The organism is Sphingobacterium sp. UBA2610, from assembly GCF_002339225.1.
GTDB classification, from domain to species: Bacteria; Bacteroidota; Bacteroidia; order Sphingobacteriales; family Sphingobacteriaceae; genus Sphingobacterium; species Sphingobacterium multivorum.
This window is the reverse complement of record NZ_DDKA01000017.1, coordinates 77,270-99,692: the sequence shown is the minus strand read 5'-3', so window position 1 is coordinate 99,692 and position 22,423 is coordinate 77,270. Positions and strand designations below refer to the sequence as shown.

At 40.0% G+C, this 22,423-nt stretch carries 20 protein-coding genes; 11 read left to right on the top strand and 9 right to left on the bottom strand.

The genetic code is table 11. The annotated features are described in order from the left end of the window. Positions 1-288 precede the first annotated feature (288 nt). The 6 genes from B4Z47_RS11420 to B4Z47_RS11395 all read left to right on the top strand — a co-directional run bounded on the left by B4Z47_RS11420 (position 289) and on the right by B4Z47_RS11395 (position 5,488). Complete coding sequence (locus B4Z47_RS11420) at positions 289-1,692, top strand: WG repeat-containing protein (protein ID WP_286727364.1); 1,404 nt, start codon at positions 289-291, stop codon at positions 1,690-1,692. Next, positions 1,682-2,122 (top strand): hypothetical protein, encoded by a 441-nt coding sequence (locus B4Z47_RS11415; protein WP_053003767.1) that lies wholly within the window; start codon positions 1,682-1,684, stop codon positions 2,120-2,122. Before B4Z47_RS11420 ends, B4Z47_RS11415 begins: the two co-directional genes overlap by 11 nt. Positions 2,123-2,205: 83 nt before the next feature. Beyond that, complete coding sequence (locus B4Z47_RS11410; protein ID WP_197084072.1) at positions 2,206-2,766, top strand: YeeE/YedE family protein; 561 nt, start codon at positions 2,206-2,208, stop codon at positions 2,764-2,766. Beyond that, positions 2,767-3,180: a DUF6691 family protein gene (locus B4Z47_RS11405; protein WP_070561666.1), complete on the top strand. Its 414-nt coding sequence runs from the start codon at positions 2,767-2,769 to the stop codon at positions 3,178-3,180. Positions 3,181-3,263: 83 nt separating this feature from the next. Then, positions 3,264-4,079: a sulfite exporter TauE/SafE family protein gene (locus B4Z47_RS11400; RefSeq protein WP_112373967.1), complete on the top strand. Its 816-nt coding sequence runs from the start codon at positions 3,264-3,266 to the stop codon at positions 4,077-4,079. 11 nt (positions 4,080-4,090) lie between these two features. Then, positions 4,091-5,488 (top strand): MBL fold metallo-hydrolase, encoded by a 1,398-nt coding sequence (locus B4Z47_RS11395; protein ID WP_112373968.1) that lies wholly within the window; start codon positions 4,091-4,093, stop codon positions 5,486-5,488. A gap of 123 nt (positions 5,489-5,611) precedes the next feature. Here the strand turns inward: B4Z47_RS11395 and B4Z47_RS11390 are convergent, their stop codons facing one another. Then, positions 5,612-6,469, bottom strand: a complete 858-nt coding sequence (locus B4Z47_RS11390) for a hypothetical protein (protein WP_112373969.1) — start codon at positions 6,467-6,469, stop codon at positions 5,612-5,614. Between the two features lie 159 nt (positions 6,470-6,628). On the opposite strand from B4Z47_RS11390, the gene B4Z47_RS11385 reads away from it, so the two are divergent. Continuing rightward, positions 6,629-8,506, top strand: coding sequence for a M1 family metallopeptidase (locus B4Z47_RS11385; RefSeq protein ID WP_286727363.1), 1,878 nt, complete (start codon positions 6,629-6,631; stop codon positions 8,504-8,506). Positions 8,507-8,610: 104 nt separating this feature from the next. On the opposite strand, the gene B4Z47_RS11380 is transcribed toward B4Z47_RS11385, so the two are convergent. Continuing rightward, positions 8,611-9,750: a glycoside hydrolase family protein gene (locus tag B4Z47_RS11380; RefSeq protein WP_201303455.1), complete on the bottom strand. Its 1,140-nt coding sequence runs from the start codon at positions 9,748-9,750 to the stop codon at positions 8,611-8,613. 443 nt (positions 9,751-10,193) lie between these two features. Here B4Z47_RS11380 and hemW point away from each other — a divergent pair, with 443 nt between their 5' ends. Continuing rightward, positions 10,194-11,321: a radical SAM family heme chaperone HemW gene (gene hemW / locus B4Z47_RS11375; protein ID WP_286727362.1), complete on the top strand. Its 1,128-nt coding sequence runs from the start codon at positions 10,194-10,196 to the stop codon at positions 11,319-11,321. 137 nt (positions 11,322-11,458) lie between these two features. After that, the gene (locus B4Z47_RS11370) at positions 11,459-12,907 is read left to right on the top strand and encodes a glyceraldehyde-3-phosphate dehydrogenase (protein WP_286727361.1); all 1,449 of its coding nucleotides are present in this window, start codon (positions 11,459-11,461) and stop codon (positions 12,905-12,907) included. Positions 12,908-12,981: 74 nt separating this feature from the next. Here the strand turns inward: B4Z47_RS11370 and B4Z47_RS11365 are convergent, their stop codons facing one another. Next, positions 12,982-14,226, bottom strand: a complete 1,245-nt coding sequence (locus B4Z47_RS11365; protein ID WP_112373973.1) for a 3-deoxy-D-manno-octulosonic acid transferase — start codon at positions 14,224-14,226, stop codon at positions 12,982-12,984. 65 nt (positions 14,227-14,291) lie between these two features. Here B4Z47_RS11365 and B4Z47_RS11360 point away from each other — a divergent pair, with 65 nt between their 5' ends. Together B4Z47_RS11360 and galE are read left to right on the top strand one after the other, a co-directional pair. Beyond that, positions 14,292-15,284, top strand: a complete 993-nt coding sequence (locus B4Z47_RS11360; RefSeq protein WP_286727360.1) for a UDP-glucuronic acid decarboxylase family protein — start codon at positions 14,292-14,294, stop codon at positions 15,282-15,284. Further along, positions 15,284-16,315 carry a UDP-glucose 4-epimerase GalE gene (gene galE / locus B4Z47_RS11355; RefSeq protein ID WP_046674775.1) on the top strand — a complete coding sequence of 344 codons (1,032 nt, stop codon included), beginning with the start codon at positions 15,284-15,286 and terminating at the stop codon, positions 16,313-16,315. The genes B4Z47_RS11360 and galE overlap by 1 nt, the downstream gene beginning before the upstream one ends. 134 nt (positions 16,316-16,449) lie before the next feature. Here the strand turns inward: galE and B4Z47_RS11350 are convergent, their stop codons facing one another. From B4Z47_RS11350 to lpxA, 6 genes are all read right to left on the bottom strand, one after another. Continuing rightward, entirely contained in the window at positions 16,450-17,187 is a 738-nt protein-coding gene (locus B4Z47_RS11350; protein ID WP_115046965.1) for a hypothetical protein, read from the bottom strand. A gap of 314 nt (positions 17,188-17,501) precedes the next feature. Next, positions 17,502-19,244: a helix-turn-helix transcriptional regulator gene (locus B4Z47_RS11345; RefSeq protein WP_286727359.1), complete on the bottom strand. Its 1,743-nt coding sequence runs from the start codon at positions 19,242-19,244 to the stop codon at positions 17,502-17,504. Between the two features lie 77 nt (positions 19,245-19,321). Further along, complete coding sequence (locus B4Z47_RS11340; RefSeq protein ID WP_070561690.1) at positions 19,322-19,903, bottom strand: 5-formyltetrahydrofolate cyclo-ligase; 582 nt, start codon at positions 19,901-19,903, stop codon at positions 19,322-19,324. A gap of 257 nt (positions 19,904-20,160) precedes the next feature. Further along, positions 20,161-20,721, bottom strand: coding sequence for an elongation factor P (gene efp / locus B4Z47_RS11335; RefSeq protein ID WP_046674772.1), 561 nt, complete (start codon positions 20,719-20,721; stop codon positions 20,161-20,163). 258 nt (positions 20,722-20,979) lie between these two features. Continuing rightward, a complete protein-coding gene (locus B4Z47_RS11330; protein WP_312128732.1) occupies positions 20,980-21,609 on the bottom strand; it encodes an ABC transporter ATP-binding protein in 630 nt (209 codons plus the stop codon). Positions 21,610-21,626: 17 nt separating this feature from the next. After that, positions 21,627-22,415 carry an acyl-ACP--UDP-N-acetylglucosamine O-acyltransferase gene (lpxA, locus tag B4Z47_RS11325; protein ID WP_070561692.1) on the bottom strand — a complete coding sequence of 263 codons (789 nt, stop codon included), beginning with the start codon at positions 22,413-22,415 and terminating at the stop codon, positions 21,627-21,629. Positions 22,416-22,423 lie beyond the last annotated feature (8 nt).

Below are 22,423 nucleotides of genomic sequence, written 5' to 3'. Positions count from 1 at the left end.
TGATAATAACACATAAAATAAGTATAAAAACACATACACCCTCAAGATCCCTTAACCACCGCCCTAATATCAATTTACTTTACATGATATAAAAAATATGTCCCCCTCTAGGTCTCTACTCAAAGGACGAGGCTACGTCTATCTCCCAAAAAAATAAGCACAGACCAAAAACCGGATTTAAGCATTCGAATACAATAATATCTATTTTTGAAAGAATTTCCACAAATAACGAAAGATTATTTCAAAAATCAATTGAATTTCAATATTTTTGTAGCTCAAAATCACACAATGAAACAATTTATCCTTTGTTTACAGCTGGCATTTTTACTCCTTATAGGACAAGGACATGCTCAGGAGAAACTATATAAAATTTCATACCAATTTGCTGATCCTGAAACGGGAACAGATACGTCATCTTCAGAATTCATCAAAATATTGGCTGGAAATAAGGAAGCGTTAATGCAGGCCTTCATCGCGAAAGACCAGATGCGAATTGAAAGTCTATTATTCGGAAAATCGATACAGATCAGCAATATCCGCGAAGGCAGTTCTTTTCTACTGGATGAAATAAATAAAACCTATACCGCAACAGAACTGGCTACGGGCAAACTCATTGAGACTTCCGCAAACGAAGGCGATAATTATGCCTATTCAGGGGATTTTGAGATCAGCTTAATTCCTAATCAAAAGAAAATAATTGCAGGAATTACCTGCGAAAAAGCAACATTCAATCTAACAGGTAGTCAAGACCAACAAACGGAAATTACCGTTTGGTATGCACCCAAATTACCAAAGTTATACTGGGGCACTTACGATTATCTCGAAAAAGTACCTGGGGCAGCGCTCTATATCGGATCGGCGGGTTTAGGAATTCAGGCCACTAAAGTCGAGGAGATAACATTCGACCAATCGCTCTTTGAAGTCCCAGCAGATTACGAAGAAGGTGAAGCTACAGATGAAGCTGTAGATTCCACGTTAAACGACCATCTATCTTGGTATCAAGATTCCAGCACATCATATTTTGGTGTACAGGACAGCTTAGGAAACAAATTAACACCAGCAAAATATACGGCAATATATAGCTATGTAGGAGACTATGCCATCGTAAACGATGCAGCGCAAATGTTTGGCTTGATAGATCTCCATGGCAAAGAAGTTATTCCATGTCAATATGAATCGCTCAGTTTAGAAACCGAAGGCGGTCCTGTGGTTTATATGAGCGATCTTAAGTATGGACTTCTGGATACAAACGGTAAAATATTGCTGAAGGCGAAGTATGACTTTATTTCAGTACCTAGCCCAGCATATGGACTTTTTACGGAAGGAGAATACACGGGTATTATTGATCAAAAAGGCACCGTTTTACTTCCTGCCAAATATGAGACCATTTCAGATTATCGCGATAATCTCGCGTTAATTATAGTAAACCAATCCTACCAGCTTATTAATAAAACGGGGCACAATCAACTTAAGACGAACTATGAATTTCTGTCTTTTGCAGGAGAGAAACTTCTTTTGGCCTTTAAAGACGACAAGTACGGATACATTGATTACACAGGAAAAGTCGTGGTCCCAATTAAATTTCAGAATGCCCAAGATTTTGAAAACGGGCTAGCGCTTGTAACAGAGGATCTAGAGAATTTTTACTATATTGACACAAAAGGGAAGTTTATCAAGAAATATGAAGAGTAATCCACAGACATTCCACTTGTCGACATTGCATCGTGGAAAATACATGTTAATCTTGCTGGTTTCAATCTTTTTGATCGGAATGGTCATGTCTAAAGTTCCCATACAAGAAATTCTCAAGATTATTGTTGCTCTTTTAATGATCCCTTTAGCACTGTATTTGGCCATAAAGTGTTCGACTTTATCATCGACTTGGGTCTTGGACGAAAATACACTGCAGATAAGCAATGCTAAAAAAACAATCGTTTTCCCTCTGAATAATATTTCTCATATCAGGAATCTTAAACGTTCTGGCGGAAACCTGATCATTATCAACCAAAACAAAGGACCGGCTTTTCGTACTTGGCGCAACAAATTATTTCAAAAAGAAGATGATCTTCCTCTGCTAACCGAAGCCCTAAAGACCGCAGACATCGAATATTACGACCTATAAATTCTTTCTTCCTTCGGTAACATTTGTTACAGGCTTTTGCAAAGGCAGTATGTACCTTTGTAACATCACTTAAGAACATTGTTATGCTATTGGAATACATTAAACAACCGTGGCCCTGGTATATTTCAGGACCTTTAATTGCGCTGGTCATGTACCTGCTGCTCAAACAGGGGAAGGATTTTGGCATGTCCAATAACCTACGTACCATGTGTACTGTATTAGGTGCCGGAAAAACTTCCTCTTTTTTCAGATTCGATTGGAAGACCCAATCATGGAATTTATTGGTGGTACTCGGGACAGCCATTGGCGGTTTTATTGCACATCATTTTCTGAGCGATGGCACTGCAAGCCAGATTAATCCCAAAAGTGTTGCCGATCTAAAAGAGCTGGGTATTATCGACCAACTACAAGGCTACCTTCCTGAATCCATATTTGTTTTCGACGGATCTTTGTTTCAGTTTCTAATTTTAAGTATTGGCGGTGTATTGATTGGATTTGGAACACGCTATGCTGGTGGATGTTCATCAGGCCATGCTATTTCTGGACTTAGCAATTTTCAGCTTCCTTCTTTGATTGCCGTTATAGGTTTCTTCCTAGGCGGGATCATCATGGTTCATTTTTTATTCCCACTAATTTTCGCATAAATGAAAGCACTAAAATTTATTTTCATCGGTATATTGTTTGGAATCATCTTATACAAATCGGAGGCCGCGTCATGGTATAGAATCTACGAAATGTTTCAATTTCGTTCCTTTCATATGTATGGCATCATCGGTACAGCACTGACCACAGCAATTATAATCGTACAGATCATCAAGAGAAAGCGAATCAAAGATAGTAACGGGATGCAAATAGCATTCTATGACAAAGACAAAAGTATTACACGATACCTGGTCGGAGGAACAATCTTTGGCTTGGGATGGGCATTGACAGGTGCGTGTCCGGGCCCCATGTTTGCCCTAATCGGTGCCGGTTATTGGACTATTGGAATCGTCCTTCTTTTTGCTTTGTTAGGTACTTGGCTTTATGGGCTGTTGCGCAATAAGTTGCCGCATTAAGTTGAACAGACTTTGTTATGAAACTACCTCATATATCCGAAATCTGAGGCCTGTACCTGGAGTTTAAATTTTAGAAAGAGAACATGGAATTAATATTTATAGCTGGTTTTATATTAGCTGTTCTGGTCGGGCTATCAATGGGCTTGATGGGTAGCGGCGGAAGTATTCTAACATTGCCCGTCTTTGTTTATATTTTTCATATAGAACCTCAATATGCATTGGACTATTCGCTGTTTTCTATAGGAATATTAGCCTTGGTCGGATCAATTTCTCCGTTGAAAAAAAGAGAAATTGATCTGAAAACTACGGCCATTTTTCTCTTTCCATCGCTAATTTCTGTCTTTCTGACCAAGCGTTATCTGCTTGTAGCCATACCAGAGTCATTTCACCTGGGCGAAATAGCGGTTTCCAGAAACCATATCATCATGTTACTTTTCTCGATGGTGATTCTGATTTCTGCAACAGCAATGGTGCGAAAACGTAAACAGGTTCAGCACGATCAATTCAGAAGCGGAATTGGTCAGATTTTCAACGTTGTCCTCGTCGGATTGCTCGTCGGTATCATGACTGGCTTGGTGGGCGCGGGAGGAGGCTTTATCATTGTACCTGCCCTCGTTTTGCTCTTAGGAATCCCACTTAAACAGGCCATTGCCACTTCGTTGTTTATCATCGGTTTAAACGCTTCATTCGGTTTGATCGCGAATTATCAGTTCCTGGAACATATGAATTGGTTTATATTGGTTACCTTTACGTTAATCACTTTAATAGGCCTCCAAATTGGTTCCAAATGGAAAGACAAATTAGATGCAGCAAAATTGAAAGGTATTTTTGGGTACTTTTTAATTAGTATTGGCATCCTAATCTTTGCTTTCGAATTCATTCAATTTGTAAATCATTAAAATCACACGCTATGTTTTTTCAACACATTTTTGAGTCATCTTTAGCACATTCAAGTTATATCATTGGTTGTCAAGCCAAGGGTGTCGCTATTGTCATTGACCCTAAAAGAGATGTAGACAGCTATCTTGAGATTGCACAAAAGAATAATCTGACCATAACGCATATTGCGGAAACACATATCCATGCCGACTACCTTTCAGGTACGCTAGAGTTAGCCGCATTGACAGACGCCCAACCTTATCTATCCGATGAAGGTGGAGAAGATTGGCACTATGAATTCCCACATATTGGATTAAAACATGGCGATCAATTTCACGTTGGAAATCTGATTTTCCAGGTTATCCATACACCCGGACATACGCCCGAGAGTATCAGTTTTGTATTGATTGATACGCCTGCAACCATGGAGCCGGTCATGCTATTTACAGGTGATTTTGTGTTTGTTGGCGATATCGGACGCCCAGATCTGTTGGAAAATGCAGCGGGAATGGTCGGAACCAAGGAAATTGGGGCCCACCAAATGTACCGATCGTTACAACATTTCCTGACGCTACCTGATCATATTCAGGTATGGCCCGCGCATGGGGCCGGATCCGCTTGTGGAAAGGCGCTGGGTGCAGTTCCGAGTTCAACGGTTGGTTATGAAAAAATACGCAACTGGGCACTTCAATACCAAAACAACGAAACAGCCTTCGTGGAAGAACTATTATCAGGACAGCCCGAACCGCCACGCTATTTTGCCACGATGAAAAAACTCAACAAAATAGCGCGGCCATTGCAAACGGCAGTTCCTCAGTATAACAAGTTATCAAACGAAACTTTTCTGGATTTATACCACCAAGGAACAACCGTCATTGATACACGCTACAAGTTTGACTTTGCCAAAGGGTATCTCCCCAATAGCATCAATATTCAGAACAACAAAACATTTAATACCTGGGCTGGCTGGATCCTTAATTACACAGATCCGTTTATACTCATTGTAGCGGAAAGTCAATTGGACGACATTGCCCGCAAGCTTATGCGCATTGGATTGGATCAAGTCGCTGGATATATTACGCCAGATACGATCCCTCATTTGGGAATTGAATTGGAGCACCAGCAACTCATCGGTTTCGAAGAGATGAATAGTGTATTGGGCAGATCCGATATCCAAATACTTGATGTACGCAATTCTAGTGAGTTTGCAGAGGGGCATTTACCCCATGCGACTCATATCTTTGTCGGTACAATTGCAGACAATCTCCACAAAATTGACCAAAACAAACAGCCGTACCTGCACTGTCAGTCTGGAGACCGCGCAACAATAGCAGCATCCATATTAGCAAAAAACAGTATTAAGGACGTCAAAATTTACAGTCCTTCCATCAATGAATGGAAATCAAAGGGCGGAACTTTGGTACAATAACCTTAAAAAAAAGATCCCAGAATAAACATTCCTGGGATCTTTTTTTAGAGAACCAAACGATACCATCGAATTTGAGCTGCCAATGCATGATAAGGAGCAACTCAACTCGGCAGTATATTTCGTTTATAGACTATTTCTATTGATCCGCAAGAATTCGATAACCTCATCCTTCTTCTCTTCCATCTTGCCTTTCTTTTCGGTAAATTGATGATTATAGATGGTCAGATACTGATGGTCGTCCGTTTCAGATTCATATAATTCGGCCGTAGCAAAAGAGAAATGCTCTTCTTCATCTGAAAGATGATCATACACATAGGCAAAATCATGATTCCCCAAGGAGCTTACTACGGCATCTTTATCCGCCACGAATTTCAACCTTCCGGGCAATGTCCGCTTATTCATCCATACTTCGTCTTTTTCAGAAAAAGGATAAATAGTAATACCGCGGAAAGCCATAATAAGCGGCGTAATCAGAATAATACCCATCTCAATCGCCCAAACGGCCCACAACATACCACCCGAAACCGGGCTCTTTTTCAAGGTAAAGGTACCGACTTCGTTTAAACCTTGCATCGCTTCCCAAATAAATGAAGGGTGTAAGAAAAAGGCTTTGAACCCTTCCAGATTGAAAGATGATTTTACCCAGGTATCTCCGCCCATGGTTCCCTCCGCATTGTACATCAGCGAAACGAAAAGAGCCCATTGCGCATAAAAGGCTAAAAGCGCGACTAGCAAAGTAATCAATAGTGCAATGCCCTTATTTCTTAATTTCCATTTTTTGAAACAGAAATTCAGCACATAGAATATTCCAGCACCAAATCCCAATGTAATAAATACATTAAAATAAATAATAGGGATAAACCACTGCAAAGCGATGTAAACAATTGCCAATACAACAGCACTGATTGTTCCTAGCACAAGAGATCCGATAAATGCCAAAGCAGGAGCCTTTCCCGAGGGCTTATAATATAGATTTTCCATAAAAACAGTAAAATTGATTTTTAACTTAACAGTTAAATTCCCTAACCAAAACCAAGCCAATTCCTAAAGAACAGTTAACTTTCGTCAAGATTTGATGACATTAACTTCGTTACATTCGTTTAAGTGCCATTTATTGAGACAATTTTGTAAGTTTGGGGCATGAAAATCAAAATAATATCCTTTTTTACACTTGCATGTGTATTGAATATTTGGGGGGCAGTAGCGAAGGCCCAAAGAAAAGGATTCTGGCAACAGAAAGTTGACTACCATATGGATGTCAACGTGGATGAAAAAGCATATCAGTACGATGGAAAAATGACCTTGAAGTACAGCAATAATTCAGGGCAATCACTTAAAAAAGTATATTTCCATTTATATTTCAATGCTTTTCAACCAGGATCGATGATGGATTACCGCTTAAAAAACATCAGTGATCCAGACAAGCGCATGGTGACCAACCTTGGCACAAAAGAAAAGCCGGTATATCAAAGCCGCATTGGAGAGCTTAAGACCAATCAAATTGGTCATCAAAAAATCAAAAGCTTAACAATGAATGGGGCTAACGCATCATTTAAAATTGACGGAACGATCTTGGAGGTCGCTTTACCAACTCCTATCCAAGATGGCGAAACAGCACGTTTTGATATGGAGTGGACCGCACAAGTTCCGGAACAAATCAGAAGAACTGGCCGGAATTCTGCCGAAGGTGTAGCATTATCTATGGCGCAATGGTATCCGAAGATGGCCCAATTCGATGAATTCGGCTGGCATTTGGATGAATATACAGGTCGTGAATTTATTGCTCCTTTTGGCAATTTTGACGTCACCATACACCTCAATAAAAATTATGTTGTTGGTGCCTCAGGTGTTCTTCAAAACCCATCAGAGGTCAAAGGTTATCAACAGAAAGCGAAAGTAAAAGCCATCGACAATAAAGCGACCTGGCACTATAGAGCCCAAAATATCCATGATTTTGTCTGGGCCGCAGACCCCAAATTTGTTGTGGATTCCGCTTCAAGTAAAAATGGTATAAAAGTATATACCGTATTCTTGCCAACTGACAAAGAAGTTATTTCAAATTGGAAAACGGCAATAGGCCTTTCTACCGAATTCTTTGACTTCTGTAGTGCGAAGTTTGGTAAATATCCATGGCCAACTTATACCATCATTCAGGGTGGCGATGGTGGTATGGAGTATGGCACAGCTACTCTGATCACAGGCGGCCGCAATCTAAAAAGTCTTGTTGGTGTCATATTCCATGAATCGGCACACTCCTGGTACCAACAATTGTTTGGGATCAATGAAACCGTAGATGAATGGTTTGATGAAGGTTTCACCTCCTATGTCGAAGAGTTGGCCATGCAAGATATCTTTGAAAAAAGAGGTGCTATTGCCTCCAACCCACAAATTGCCGCCTACCGTGGCTACTATAAATTGGCTCTTTCAGGTAAAGAAGAACCGATGAGCTTACTGGCAGATTATTATAACACCAACTACGGCTACAGCAACGAAGCATACAACAAAGGTGCCGTGCTTGCAGAACAGTTGGGGTATATTATTGGTCAGGAAAATTTGGAAAAAACCTTCCTGAAATTTTATGACATCTGGAAATTTAAACATCCGACACCAAATGATTTTAAACGCGTTGCTGAAGAGGTTTCCGGTATAAACTTAAAATGGTATTTCAATCTGTTTATCCATACAACACGTCAAATTGATTACGCCATCGAAAAAGTAACAGACACCGACATTTTATTGGCTAATAAGTCAAATTTTGCCATGCCACTGGATGTTCTGGTAGAATACACAGATGGAAGTAAAGAACTATTTTATATTCCTTTGCGTGAAATGCGGGGAGAAAAACCCGAAGAACATTTTGACATATACAAAGGTGTTAAAAGGACCGTGCTTGAGGATTGGTTTTGGACCAAACCCGACTATACTATCCATGTGTCGAAAACACCAAAAGCGGTAACTATTGATCCTTCACTACGCTTAGCGGATGTAGAATCGGCAAACAACAGTTTTAGCAAATAACTCGTAGATTCCCATTATCTGAACAGATCGGGGTAAAAAAAGCTTCCAAACCACTTCACATATACCTGGTTTGGAAGCTTTTTTTGCTAATCACCTCACCTGAATCAAGTACTCTTAAGAGGAATAACCATATTCCATGTGCGTTCAAATTGATAGGGCGCCGAACCATCTCCCGTAGCAGCAAACAAATGCGTAGGTTTCCCATTTTCAAATAATAAAAACGGTCGTTCAAAATTCGCCTGATGACTCGTTGTGCCATCATCCCATTGAATTGTTTTAGAATAAGCTTTTACAGACTTTGAAAGATGCCAATCTATACCATCTTTGGAATAAGCGTGTATCCCGCCCCCCTCTTCACCGCAGATCTTTCCGTAACGGTCCTTCATAATAAGTTCAAACTGCTGACCATTATGCCACACAAATGGATCTTCTACATCATTTTCATGGTTTTGGTCCGTATGGAATGAAAAAATGGGTTTTTCCGACAAACGGCGATAAGGTCCGAGAAAAGAATCTGCTTGTGCAGCTCCCAATAGAAGTGGCGGATTATAATTTAGTGGGGAAGATTTATACACTAAATAAACCTTTCCGTTCGGTAAGACAACTGGCGAAGGGTTTGACGTAATGGAGGCATCCCATTCTCCTTTCCGCGGATTCAGAATCGGTTGATCAACTCGTTTCCATGGCCCTGCAATTGATCTGGAATAGGCCATCCCAATACGTTTATGCATCCAGGCTTTCTGGCCTAGGCCCGACTCCCATACATTTTCTGTAAAAGCAGGAGTTGGCTCATCATAATTATTGCCAAAGTAATAAAGTACATAATAGTCACCGCTTTTTACAATGCGCGGATTGTGTGTTGTACAACCATCAAAATATTGCTTCCCCCGAGCGGGCAAAACAACTTCAACAAATTCGTATGGCCCTTCAGGGGTATCTGAAATAGCCCTGACGACTTCTGAGTTTGTGACCCAATTACCAAAACCATATTGTTTGCTCCAACGCGAAGCAAACATATGATATCGTCCATCCTCTCCTTTTATAACCGAAGGATCCCAAATCCAATAATCTTTCATCGCAAATCCGCCGCCTTTTGGTGCCGGTAACAACCGATCGATAAAAGAGTCCTGATTATTAAAAGAGTCTTTAGGAATAGCCCCAAACGCATATCCATGGTTTGAAAACAGGAAGAGGCCGGAAACACCGGCAACGTTTTTTAGAAAGTCTCGACGGGAGGTTTTCATACATTTTACTTTTATTAGAAGAAAATAATTCGTTTTCTAATCTATTTGATCGGCTCCCATGAAATAATTTACACGAGGCTGATACCCACAATTTTTTAGAAAGAAACTCTTGAATTCACTTTCCTTCATCAGACATGAGGTGTTATATTGGTACTTCTACAAAAATATCGACAACAAGATAACGAATAACCAGCTCGTTGTCAACCTTCTTGTGGATGATTCTTCCATCCTATTGCACTTTCTTTTTAAATCCTTTAATGAACTGCGGAAAAGTCCAACAGCTATCTTACCCGGAATTTATTCGGCTAGTGGCTACCGGAAATAGTTAAACCTATAAATTCCTCTTGCATCTAGGCATAAGTCTAGAAAAGATTTCAGGTATGCATACTCGAAAGAATAAAAAATAAGGAGCGATTTGGTCAGGTCTTGGTATATTTGTCCCCATGATTTATGTCCATATTCCCTTCTGTAAACAGGCTTGTCATTATTGTGACTTCCATTTTAGCACTTCACTACAATACAAAAGTGAGATGATCAATGCCATACGACGGGAAATTGAACTCAGGGCATCCTATTTGGAAGACAAAAAGGTCGAATCGATCTATTTTGGTGGCGGTACCCCTTCCTTACTGGAAGCGGATGAGATCGCCCAGATCATCGATACGATAGGGAAGCATTTTGACATCGCAAATCATGCTGAAATTACACTGGAAGCTAATCCCGACGATTTAAATGCCGTCAAAGTAAACAGTCTACGGAATACAGTAATCAATCGATTCAGCATAGGCATACAGTCTTTCTTTGAAGAGGATCTTAAATGGATGAACAGAGCACATAATCAACAAGAAGCACTGGCTTCAATTATGCGGGTGCAAGATGCGGGCTTTGAAAATATTACCTGTGATCTTATTTATGGCTATCCGTTACTGACTGACGAGAAATGGCGCCACAATATGCAACAGCTGATTGACTTTGAAATTCCCCATATTTCTTCGTATTCCATGACTGTAGAAAATAAGACAGCATTGGATCACTTCATTAAAAAAGGCTTAAGTCCAGCAATTGATTCGGATCAGGCCGCAGATCAGATGAGTCTCCTTATCCATACATTGAAAGCTGCGGGATATGAACAATATGAAATTTCCAATTTTGCAAAAAATGGCCTTTATGCGCGTCACAATACAAATTATTGGAAAGGTAAACATTATCTTGGTATAGGCCCTTCGGCACATTCGTTCAATGGAATTTCCAGAGCCTGGAATGTTTCCAACAACGCGAAATATATGACCGCAATCAATTCAAACCAACTTCCCCTGCAAATTGAGGAGCTTTCAACATTGGACCAAATCAACGAAAGTATCATGACTTCGCTGAGAACCATGTGGGGGCTCGATTTGATTGCGCTGGAAAGTAAATTCGGGCAATCTATCAAAAACCGCGTATTGAAGGATGCAGAGCCATTTCTGGAAGAGGGCAATCTTGTTTTGGAAGAAAGTAAATTACGTTTAACGGATGCAGGTAAATTAATGGCCGATCATATCATGTCCGACCTATTTGTTATAGAAGATTAATAAATAAAATAGATAAAAATTACAAAAACAATAATAACAACCGTGTTTATGTTTTAAATATTACGAAAATAAAAATATAGGTTATTTTTTTTGGCTCTTTGTGCTATGTTTGCAACATAATCTATTATAACATTATTATGTCACACAAGCCATCTTTTGACTTAGAGATCAAAAGTTACAGAGAGCAACAAAACGCTGCCGTAAGCTTAATTCAAATTGTCAGTAACCTGTGGTATAACCGCGCTATTGAACTTGTATTTTTTCGAAATCAACTCATTGATGTAAAATCGAGTTCAATTCTTAACCTGGTCAAGGAAAGCGTCCTCCTTACCGAAGAGCCATTCGATATTTTTGACACTCTTCAGGTGGCACAGGAATTGGAAAAGCTCACCCTATCTCCTGCACGTATCGATATCGGAAAACTGACCTTACAGGTCAAGAAACAGGCAATTGACAACAACGACCTGCCGAGTTTTATAACAAATGAATTAAAGGACATCAATCAACAAGCGGAATTAAAACCACGCGATGTTGTTCTTTATGGATTTGGCCGTATCGGCCGTTTACTCGCCCGAGAGCTTATGCATAAAGCCGGTGCCGGACAGCAGCTTCGCCTTCGTGCCATTGTAACCCGGGACGCCAATGACAGCAAGTCCATATTGAAAAGAGCGACACTATTAAAAACAGATTCCATACATGGTGCATTCGAGGGCGACATACAGGCCGACATTCCTAATCAGGCACTTATTATCAATGGTATCACTGTCCACCTTATCTCAGCCAAACAGCCAGAAGATATCGATTATACCGAGTATGGAATACAGCATGCTTTGGTCGTCGACAATACGGGCGCTTTTCGAGATGAGCAAGAACTAAGTCGTCACCTGCAATCCAAGGGTGTCGCCCAAGTTTTATTAACAGCACCGGGGAAAGGTGTTCCAAATATCGTATATGCAGTCAATGAAAATAATATTGACTTGCAAAAGCATGCGATCTTTTCCGCTGCTTCCTGTACGACGAATGCAATATCCCCTATTTTGGCGGTGCTTGAAAATAAAATAGGCATTGAAAAAGGACATATCGAAACCATACATTCCTATACCAACGACCAGAATCTTGTCGACAATATGCACAAAAAGTCCAGACGGGGTCGTGCTGCGGCGCTCAATATGGTGATCACAGAAACTGGAGCGGGCGCTGCTGTTTCAAAAGTATTGCCATCGCTAAAGGGCAAACTGACCTCCAATGCCATTCGCGTTCCCGTGCCAAACGGATCATTGGCAATTTTAAATCTCGAAATTAAAGCCAAAACTACGGTCGACGAAATCAATGCACTTTTAAAAGAGGCATCTCTGCAGGGTGACCTGGTCGAACAGATTAAATTTTCTAAAGATCATGAACTCGTTTCTTCGGATATTATTGGTTCCACTGCCACCGCAATCGTGGATGCTCCAGCGACGATCGTTTCGGGAGATGGCAGGAATGTTATTTTATATGTCTGGTACGACAATGAATACGGATATTCCCATCAGGTGATGCGCTTATCGCGTCACATTACCGGTGTAAGAAGATATAACTATTATTAGGAGGCAGTCAAGCATCAAGAATAAGAAACCACGCGTAACCTGCAGAATATAGGCGGCGGCAGTACAGCTACCGCTTATATTTTCACGGAATTGCTTTTGAGGTATTTCATTATAATTGCTGTTGCTCCGGCCTTCTGCAGCACATACGCACGGGCCAGTTTTCCCGCCTCTTGACGGACAGCCTGATCTTGTAGAACAGCAAAGACTTTCTTTAGTTCTTTAGCACTACCAATGGCGAAACCGGATCCATTTTGCACGAGCTCTTTCGCCTCCTGAAACTTCTTGAAATTTGGACCAAATAGCACCGGTATGCCATACGTTGCAGCCTCGAGTGTGTTATGTATCCCTACGCCAAAACCACCACCAATATAAGCCAGTTGGCCATAGCCATACAAAGACGAAAGCATACCAATGTTATCGATAACCAGCACCTTTGAATCGGCAACTAATGCGGCATCGTAGCTAGCCATCTCCGAAAAGCGGAGCGCCTTCGGCCAAAGGTTAAAAATGCTCGCCAAATGTGATTCATTGATTTCATGTGGCGCCAAGATCAGCTTATAGTCTGAATAACCCTGAAGCAATTCCTGTAGAGCCTGTTCATCTTCCGGCCAGGTACTTCCTGCGACAAGCGTCGGACTTTCACCAACAAATTGGCTGATCTCGGAAATCATTTTTCTATTTTTAGGAATGTCTACCACGCGGTCAAAACGTGTATCTCCGGCTAACCCAGCATTCCGTATCCCATATTCTTTCAAAAGACGTACACTTTCTTCATTTTGCACAAAGAAGTAAGTCACAAAACTTAAAATTTTCAGAAAAAAAGTACCATAAGCCTGAAAAAAGATCTGATCGGGTCTAAATATTGCTGAGATCAGAAACAAGGGAATGCCCCGTTTATGTAGGCCTTCAAAAAAATAATACCAATATTCATATTTCGTGAACACAGCGAAACTTGGATTGATCAGGTCGAGAAAAAGCCGTGCATGCTGAGCAGTATCATAGGGGAGATAAAAAACATAATCGGCCAAAGCGGTGTTTTTTCTGATTTCGTAGCCAGAGGGAGAGTAAAATGTTACAATTATTTTATGATCCAAATAATTATTTTTCACCGCTTCCAGGACAGGTCTTCCCTGCTCAAATTCGCCCAATGATGCAAAGTGAAACCAAATATGTTTTTGGGAAGAATCAACCGTTTGTTTCATCCTCGAATACCAGTCTTTTCGCCCCTCTACCATAAGCTTGGCTTTGGCGTGAAAAGGAGCCAAAATACGCAGTAAGAGTCCATAAAGAAAGATTCCAATTGAATAAAGCAAACGCATGTTTTTAAAATAATGTTTATCTTAGTCAAAGATATTAAACCCATTTCATTAAACGGAACCATTGAGTGGAAAATAAACATCGCAAACGGATTTTGATAACAGGAGCAGCTGGCTTCCTCGGTTCTCACCTTTGCGATCGCTTTATTGCGGAAGGTTACGATGTCATTGGAATGGACAACCTGATTACCGGAGATCTACAGAATATAGCACATCTATTTAAGTTGGAAAATTTCGATTTCTATCATCACGATGTATCGAAATTTGTCCACGTTCCCGGACACTTGGATTATATCTTGCATTTCGCTTCGCCAGCCAGTCCCATTGATTATCTTAAAATTCCGATACAAACATTGAAAGTCGGATCTTTGGGAACACATAATCTCTTAGGCCTTGCACGCACCAAACAAGCACGCATATTAGTCGCCTCCACCTCTGAGGTTTATGGCGATCCACTTGTTTCGCCACAATCCGAGGACTACTGGGGCAACGTAAATCCCGTGGGACCCCGCGGTGTATACGATGAAGCGAAGCGTTTCCAGGAGGCAATAACAATGGCCTATCATAATGCACATGGTCTGGATACCCGTATTGTCAGGATATTTAACACCTTTGGTTCTAGAATGCGCCTCAATGACGGCCGAGCTATTCCTACCTTTATTGCACAAGCGATACGTGGTGAAGACATCACGATTTTTGGGGATGGTTCGCAAACACGATCATTCTGTTATATTGACGATCAGATCGAAGGCATTTATCGCCTACTGCATTCGGCATGTGTCACACCGATAAATATTGGTAATCCGGACGAAATCAGCTTGCTGCAATTGGCCCATGAAATTGTCGAATTGACAGACAGCTCAAGTAAAATCGTCTACGAACCATTGCCGGTTGATGATCCAAAACAACGGAAACCGGATATTGGCCTGGCGAAATCTAAATTAGCCTGGGAACCTCAAATAGATCGAAAAACAGGATTGAAAAAAACCATAGCATTTTACAAAAAGATCCCTTTGGATACCTTATCACATAAAGACTTTACTTACTATAATCAACAATAATGAACAAAAAAATATTAGTCACAGGAGGAACAGGTTATATCGGTTCTCACACAGTGGTCGAACTACATCAAGCAGGATATGTGCCTGTCATCGTGGATGATCTGTCCAATTCAAACATCAAAATTTTGGATCAGGTTGAGAAGATCATCGGCGTTAGACCTGAATTTCACCAGTTTGACCTTTGTGACACAGACCGCGTGAATGAATTTGTAAAAAACAATACCGATATCTCGGGCATTATCCATTTTGCGGCCTCTAAAGCTGTAGGTGAATCTGTACAGAAGCCCTTAAAATATTACCACAACAATTTTTTCTCGTTAATCAACTTATTAGAAGCATATCAAAATAAGCCGATTAATTTTGTCTTTTCTTCAAGCTGTACCGTATATGGTGAGCCAGACTACCTACCTGTAGACGAAAGTGCTCCCGTGAAGAAGGCAACCTCTCCTTATGGCAACACAAAACAAATTGCGGAAGAAATTTTACAGGAGACTGCCGCTGCATATGATAACTACAACATTATCGCACTCCGTTATTTCAACCCAGTAGGTGCACATGAGTCGGCTTTGATCGGTGAATTACCAAACGGTGTTCCTCAGAATCTGCTTCCATTTATCACACAAACTGCCATTGGAAAAAGAGAAAAGTTAACGGTATTTGGCTCTGATTACGACACTCCGGATGGATCTTGTATCCGCGACTACATCCATGTTGTTGACTTAGCAAAAGCTCACGTTGCAGCAATCAGATTGTTGGAACAAGGCAACCCCAACGGAAAATACGATGTCTTTAATGTGGGAACAGGAAACGGGTATTCTGTCCTTGAAGCGATCAAGGCCTTTGAGAAAGCTTCTGGACAAAAACTGAATTACGAATTTGGTCCACGTCGTGATGGAGATATTATCAAGGTTTATGGCGACGTTACTAAATCAGCTAATCAGTTGCATTGGAAAGCAGCACTTGGTATTGATGAAATGATGGCTTCTGCCTGGGCATGGGAAAAAAATCTAAAAGAAAATCCCTTGGATTAAACAGTAGCCTATTGTGCGGCAACAAAGCATAATACTTAGCTTAACGTTATATGACCGTCTTAAAAACTAAGACGGTCATATTTTTGGCAGTACGAGTCCTTCGACATCCCTTCTTTCGAATCCTTCCAACCACATCATTCAAGCTGAAAAGCAGTTAGAATCGAAGCTGGATTAAAATCCTTCTCGTTGAGTATATTTGGCCGACGACGATCTTTCGCCAGATACAAAATAGTAAAGCCAACAAAAATAGAACTGCCTACAAAATCGCCACATGCTATGGACAAGGATTTTTCCGGTATGATGTTCTCTTTATACTTCACATCATATTCCCATTCCGTGTCTTGAATGACGACAGATCTAAGTTGATCAAAATTGAATGCGAATGCTTGAAATTTGAATACAATGGCATTACATCTTTTAGGAAGGATCATGGCTCTTTTCATATCAAACTCCGGAAAAGACACCTTCAGTTTTTTCTTTTTGCTCAGTGAAATGGCAGGATCGATAAAAAGATAGTCCTGTGTTGGACAGATTTCATTGAATTGAAAATTTACCAAGCGATCCAGTACACAGTTACTCAGTGTTCGACTGCCTTTTTCGCGATCAAGATTTGTCTTTATCGCACGGTAGATCTGCCTATTAAGGCGATTGCCCATCTGCCCATCGTGGAGCTGCTGATGGATTTCACTAAGATACGTTCGAATCAGTGCACCGGCACGGCTCACCGTTCCAAACTCCCGCCCTGCTTTTTTTGTATCTTCCTTTTGTTTGACAGGTTTTGGCCTACTCTGAACATAATTTTTGTCACCAACTTTTCTATTTACGAGAGGACCAACCAGCCCCCTGATAAATCCATTATCATTGACTCCCATACTTCAATTTACTAAGGGAAAGCCTGAAAACCAAACATCAGCTTGATTTTTAGTGATTTACAAATAGCAGTCAAACGAGGATTTTCAATCTTGCAATTTTCAAGGGTCTTTTTTGCAAATACCTTATAGCCAAATTTGCCTTATGTTCTGCCTGCTCCCAACTTGTAAAAAACGTACCAGCACAATGAAAGCACTTAAAAAGGTAGACTCAACGTGGACTCACTGTAGACTCACCCTGCATACAGGTCGAAGTCGACCACAATACGATCTCAACTTGGCATCCAAAAGGCCCCTCGGCCAACCGATGATCGACATTAAACAAACTCTTTGTCGGAAATGTAATCCATAAGCACCCCAGCTTGATCTCCAAGCTTCTTTTTCAAGCGCTGCATAGATTTTTTTATGGCGTCTGGAGTGACCCCCAATACATTGGCTACTTCCTTATTATTTAACCCCAGTTTCATAAGTACAATTACCCTCAAATTGGATTCCGTTATATCGCGAAATCTGGATTGTATATCCTGCAGTAAATTGGGAAATTCTTTTACAATCAATAATTTAAATTCCTGCCATTTCTCTTCGGTGATGAGATGTGACTGCAGCAATATTTTTAGTTCCTCACGATCTTTTTCAACAACATTCCCTTTTTCCTCAAGCATAGCAGAAAGCACATTGATCTGTTCATTATTCCGCTTAAGGTAAGCGACGTACTCTTCCACCTGGCTTTTAGAGCTCACCAGTTCCCTGTCCAATTCCGCTTTTGTATATTTTAAATTAAGAAGCTGATATTCATAGTCACGTATACGTTTTCTCGCACGGTATCGAACCGCATTATAAATAAAAAAGAATACCACCAGTACCAACAAACTTATTATGACCCATAATCGTCTCTCAGCTTGCTTTTTCTTAATAACAGCTTGCGCCAGCGATAACTTATCGGCATACTTTTGCTTATCGGCCATAAACTTCAACTGGGTCAATACTGGATCACCATCTAAAAAGCGTAGGGAGTCTTGGAGGCGTTCTATCCGTCTTCGTGCATTCAGCTCACGACCGATATCGTTACTTTGCATGGCCAAATTCAACTTGTGAATTTCCAGTTCAAGTATGGTCTTCTTATCATCCGAGCCTGACAAAAGCGATTCAGCTTCCGCAATCATAGGACGGACATCTTTCGTTTCCTTATTCGCTATATCTAAACGAATTCGCATCATTAAGGCGAAAATTGTATTTCTATCATTACCAAGTGATCTTGAGATCTCAAGATCCTTATCGAGGAGCAATAAGGCTTTATGGTAGTCCTTCATCCCTTCGAACACAGCAGCCTGATTACCTAAAATCTTCGCGTAGCGTAATGAGTCATTTTCTGAAAGTGCCAACGTCTGCGCCAATTCAAAAATTTTCATCGCCTGCAAGGTATCACCACCACTTTTCAGCGTCAATACACCTAAATTGTCTAAGATTTCAGCTTTCAATCTCGGCGAAATTTGTTCTTGTCGTTGCCCTAAATCCAGATATTTAATTCCAGAAATATAATCACCTAAGGTTCCAAAAAAATAGCCAAGCTTCTTGTACGTTTGAGTTAGGTCTAAAACAAGTTCTTTAGGTACATCTTCTAATCCTTTCTCCCCTTCCAAAATAAAAGGTAATGCCTCAGAGGCTTTCAGGCATCGATATAGGTAAAAGCCATACATCACTTTTACCCAAACGCGTACATTTTGGTAGCTATAGCCTTCTTCAAGGTCCAGCGCTTTTAAATAGTATTTATCACTAAAGTTATTTCTTGTACCTTCATCATTAAACGACTGATCCGCCAGTAAACAATAATAGATTGCCAAAAGCGCCTTATCATTTTTTCGTACCGCCTGACTAAAATATGGTGCAAGATATTTACTCAACGACAGACTGGAGGATTGATACTGCGCTGATTCTTTTATAATTGTTTCGTAAAAGTTCTTCTCTTCTATCGAGGAATTGGAATCCATTAAATCCATCCCATAGACCACATGACAAGGTATGATTGCTAGGAAAAGAAAAAATAGAAGATATCGAAACATATCGGCGCAGGCATTGAATTTCGCAATAAAAATAAAAAATAATTTTAATTAAATCAGCATGCGACAAAATCAACCAACTACTTATCAAAAAAATGATAAATATGATCTGGCGTAATGGCCTGCGTCAATTGGACATCGTATTCATTTTTATCCGCAATAACATCAATTGGATCAAAAAAAGATAGTCCAACACGCTGCACATCAACTTTACAGGACGCGAAAAAACGGTCGTAAAACCCTTTTCCGTAACCTACTCTGTAGCCCAAAAGATCAAAAATTAACAAAGGAACTATAATCATATCAATAAGCGATGAATTCACCTTAATGCCGGATACTGGCTCAGGAATACCCCAGTTGTTCGTCTCAAATAGGGTATGCTCATCCAATATGAAATGTTGCATCGAATAGTCCTCAAAATTAGATCGCGAAACGACGATCTTTATCTGTGGAAAAGATTCTTGAATATAGTTGATTATTAAATATGTATTGGGTTCGTGATATTTCCCTATGGGAATGAAAATATGCAAAAATTCGACCTCCGACAGATCAAGCTTTGTAAACTGCGAAAGTAGTCGTTCATTGAGCGTAGTTTCTGTCTCTACAGACAATTGACAACGCTTAGTTTTATACTCAAGCCGTAATTCTTGTTTCGATTTCATTTGTACAATAGTTATTTTTAAATTTTATTTCCCTTCTTCACCAAAATCCCCATTTAAGTCTACCACTTATGCCACGATTAATCAAAAATAGCATTCCTCCCAATTCAATTTTTATTTGATCTTCAAAAGCCATTAGAAATTCTTATTCTGAATCGAAAACCGTATGCTCAACTCAGTTGAAACTTTTGTAAAAAAAAACGGCCTTGTAGCGAGCGCTAACAAGACCGAATAATCAACCTAAACCTAAAATCTTTGTATTATTTTACGCGCTCGATATAATTACCTGTTTGCGTATCAACTCTTACTTTCTCACCTTGATTAATGAACAACGGCACCATAATTTCAACACCAGTCTCTACAGTTGCTTTTTTCAATGCATTTGTAGAAGTATCTCCTTTTACAGCCGGTTCAGTATATGTAATTTCCAACTCAACACTTTTTGGAGCTTCTGCCATGATAGGCTCATCACTTTCAAAAGCAATAATTACAGTCATTCCCTCTTTCAAGAAACGAGCTGAATCACCGAACAAAAATTTAGGAATATTGAATTGCTCGTAGGTATTGTTATCCATTACCACGAAGAAATCTCCATCCTCATACAAATACTGATAATCGCTAGTTTCTACACGCGCTATTTCTACAGATTCGTCAACTCTAAAACGGTATTCAACTAACTTACCAGTTTTAACATTACGCATTCTCGCTTGATAAAACGCGCGTAAATTACCTGGTGTACGGTGTATATATTCTTCTACGGATACTAATTCTCCGTTAAATCTTAAGATATTTCCTGATTTTACCTCTGATGCCTTAGCCATTCTTTGAATTGAACTTTAAACGGTTATCTCATTATTGAGTCGTCAAAAGTACAAAAACTAATTGTGTTATTAAAATTTCATTCGCTACTTTTTTTCTGAACCTGTTTGTTTTTATTGGCCGGAGAGAACCTTCAGTTCACTTTTGTAGCTGCTCATGATGATACAGTCTTGACGGTTTTATTGAAAGTAGCTATTTTTAATACAGGACAAGAACTTTTCGCCTATTTTCGATGTGATAGCAACAAATTGTTGATCTCCCTAAGGCTTAAAATCGACTATAGAAATACTTTCATCGCAGAATTCATACTCTTTTTTTTGGTTCGAACAGACGATAAACAATCTAGACTCCAATTTTGTACGCTCAATTAAACGAAGATACCATTGTTCACCCGCACTATCCAAATTACTTGTAGGCTCATCCAACAAAACCAAGGCAGATGCAGAACAACAAGCTAGCGCTAGCTTGACACGTTGACGCATACCTGATGAAAAAAAACGGATCTCTCTGTCAAGCGCAAGTTCCAATCCCAATAGCTTTACAACAGTTGCTTTATCAAAAGAAGGAAGATAATTTTTAAATTTAAAATGAAAATCAATCAGCTCGTTTAAGGTAAATTCCTCGATCAGTTCAACATAAGGAGCTGCGAGAGACAGCTGCTGATATATCGTATCCACACCCAGGACTTGGTCTCCATCGGTGTAGATCAGTTCACCCGCTGAGGGTGTCAAACTACTTGAAAGCACTTTTAAGAAAGTGGACTTTCCGGAACCATTATGGCCAAGGATGGCATAACTCTTGCCGGACTCGAAGGTATAGTTTATATGCCTAAAAATCCATTCATTGTTATACCTCCTACCAATATCTTTTAATGTAATTTTCAAATTCACTAGAATCGACAAAGCGACTACATCGCTCTATTATTGAATCCTTTCATGATACCCCGGCCTGAGTTTCGAATAAAATCCAAAATTTCATCACGGATTTCCGTTGCCTGATATTCAGCTTCTATAATTTCTATTGCTTTAGCCAGATTTCTGTTTTGAACAAAAAGAATGCGATAAAGATTCTGAATCTCGGCAATTTGCTCTTCCGAAAATCCTCTTCTTCTCAATCCAACAGAATTAATACCCGCATAAGAAATCGGTTCACGTGCGGCCTTAACAAAAGGTGGAATATCCTTACGTACCAATGAACCACCGGTAACAAATGCATGCGAACCAATTTTAACAAATTGGTGAACAGCGACCATCCCAGCAAGTACAACATAATCGCCTACTGTAATATGTCCAGCAAGTGTACTGTTGTTCGAAAAAACACAATTATCACCTACTTCACAATCATGTGCAACATGACTATACGCTTGGATCAAACAATTTTTTCCAATGACCGTTCTATACCTATCCTTAGTTCCTCTATTGATTGTTACACACTCACGAATGGTTGTATTGTCTCCAATTTCGGCTGTCGTAATCTCACCATCAAATTTTAAATCTTGAGGTTCGCCAGAGATTACTGCACCGGGATATATTTTACAGTTTTTTCCAATTCGAGCTCCATCCATGATCGTCACATTTGATCCTATCCAAGTGCCTTCGCCAATGACGACATCTTTATAAATGGTTACAAATGGCTCGATGACCACATTTTTAGCAATTTTTGCATCCGGATGAATATAAGCTAATGGCTGTATCATCTATACTA

Coding starts and splice junctions, on each gene's coding strand:
- B4Z47_RS11420 (WP_286727364.1), top strand. CDS start 289: ATGAAACAATTTATCCTTTGTTTACAGCTGGCATTTTTACTCCTTATA.
- B4Z47_RS11415 (WP_053003767.1), top strand. CDS start 1,682: ATGAAGAGTAATCCACAGACATTCCACTTGTCGACATTGCATCGTGGA.
- B4Z47_RS11410 (WP_197084072.1), top strand. CDS start 2,206: ATGCTATTGGAATACATTAAACAACCGTGGCCCTGGTATATTTCAGGA.
- B4Z47_RS11405 (WP_070561666.1), top strand. CDS start 2,767: ATGAAAGCACTAAAATTTATTTTCATCGGTATATTGTTTGGAATCATC.
- B4Z47_RS11400 (WP_112373967.1), top strand. CDS start 3,264: ATGGAATTAATATTTATAGCTGGTTTTATATTAGCTGTTCTGGTCGGG.
- B4Z47_RS11395 (WP_112373968.1), top strand. CDS start 4,091: ATGTTTTTTCAACACATTTTTGAGTCATCTTTAGCACATTCAAGTTAT.
- B4Z47_RS11390 (WP_112373969.1), bottom strand. CDS start 6,469: ATGGAAAATCTATATTATAAGCCCTCGGGAAAGGCTCCTGCTTTGGCA.
- B4Z47_RS11385 (WP_286727363.1), top strand. CDS start 6,629: ATGAAAATCAAAATAATATCCTTTTTTACACTTGCATGTGTATTGAAT.
- B4Z47_RS11380 (WP_201303455.1), bottom strand. CDS start 9,750: ATGAAAACCTCCCGTCGAGACTTTCTAAAAAACGTTGCCGGTGTTTCC.
- hemW (WP_286727362.1), top strand. CDS start 10,194: ATGATTTATGTCCATATTCCCTTCTGTAAACAGGCTTGTCATTATTGT.
- B4Z47_RS11370 (WP_286727361.1), top strand. CDS start 11,459: ATGTCACACAAGCCATCTTTTGACTTAGAGATCAAAAGTTACAGAGAG.
- B4Z47_RS11365 (WP_112373973.1), bottom strand. CDS start 14,226: ATGCGTTTGCTTTATTCAATTGGAATCTTTCTTTATGGACTCTTACTG.
- galE (WP_046674775.1), top strand. CDS start 15,284: ATGAACAAAAAAATATTAGTCACAGGAGGAACAGGTTATATCGGTTCT.
- B4Z47_RS11350 (WP_115046965.1), bottom strand. CDS start 17,187: ATGGGAGTCAATGATAATGGATTTATCAGGGGGCTGGTTGGTCCTCTC.
- B4Z47_RS11345 (WP_286727359.1), bottom strand. CDS start 19,244: ATGTTTCGATATCTTCTATTTTTTCTTTTCCTAGCAATCATACCTTGT.
- B4Z47_RS11340 (WP_070561690.1), bottom strand. CDS start 19,903: ATGAAATCGAAACAAGAATTACGGCTTGAGTATAAAACTAAGCGTTGT.
- efp (WP_046674772.1), bottom strand. CDS start 20,721: ATGGCTAAGGCATCAGAGGTAAAATCAGGAAATATCTTAAGATTTAAC.
- lpxA (WP_070561692.1), bottom strand. CDS start 22,415: ATGATACAGCCATTAGCTTATATTCATCCGGATGCAAAAATTGCTAAA.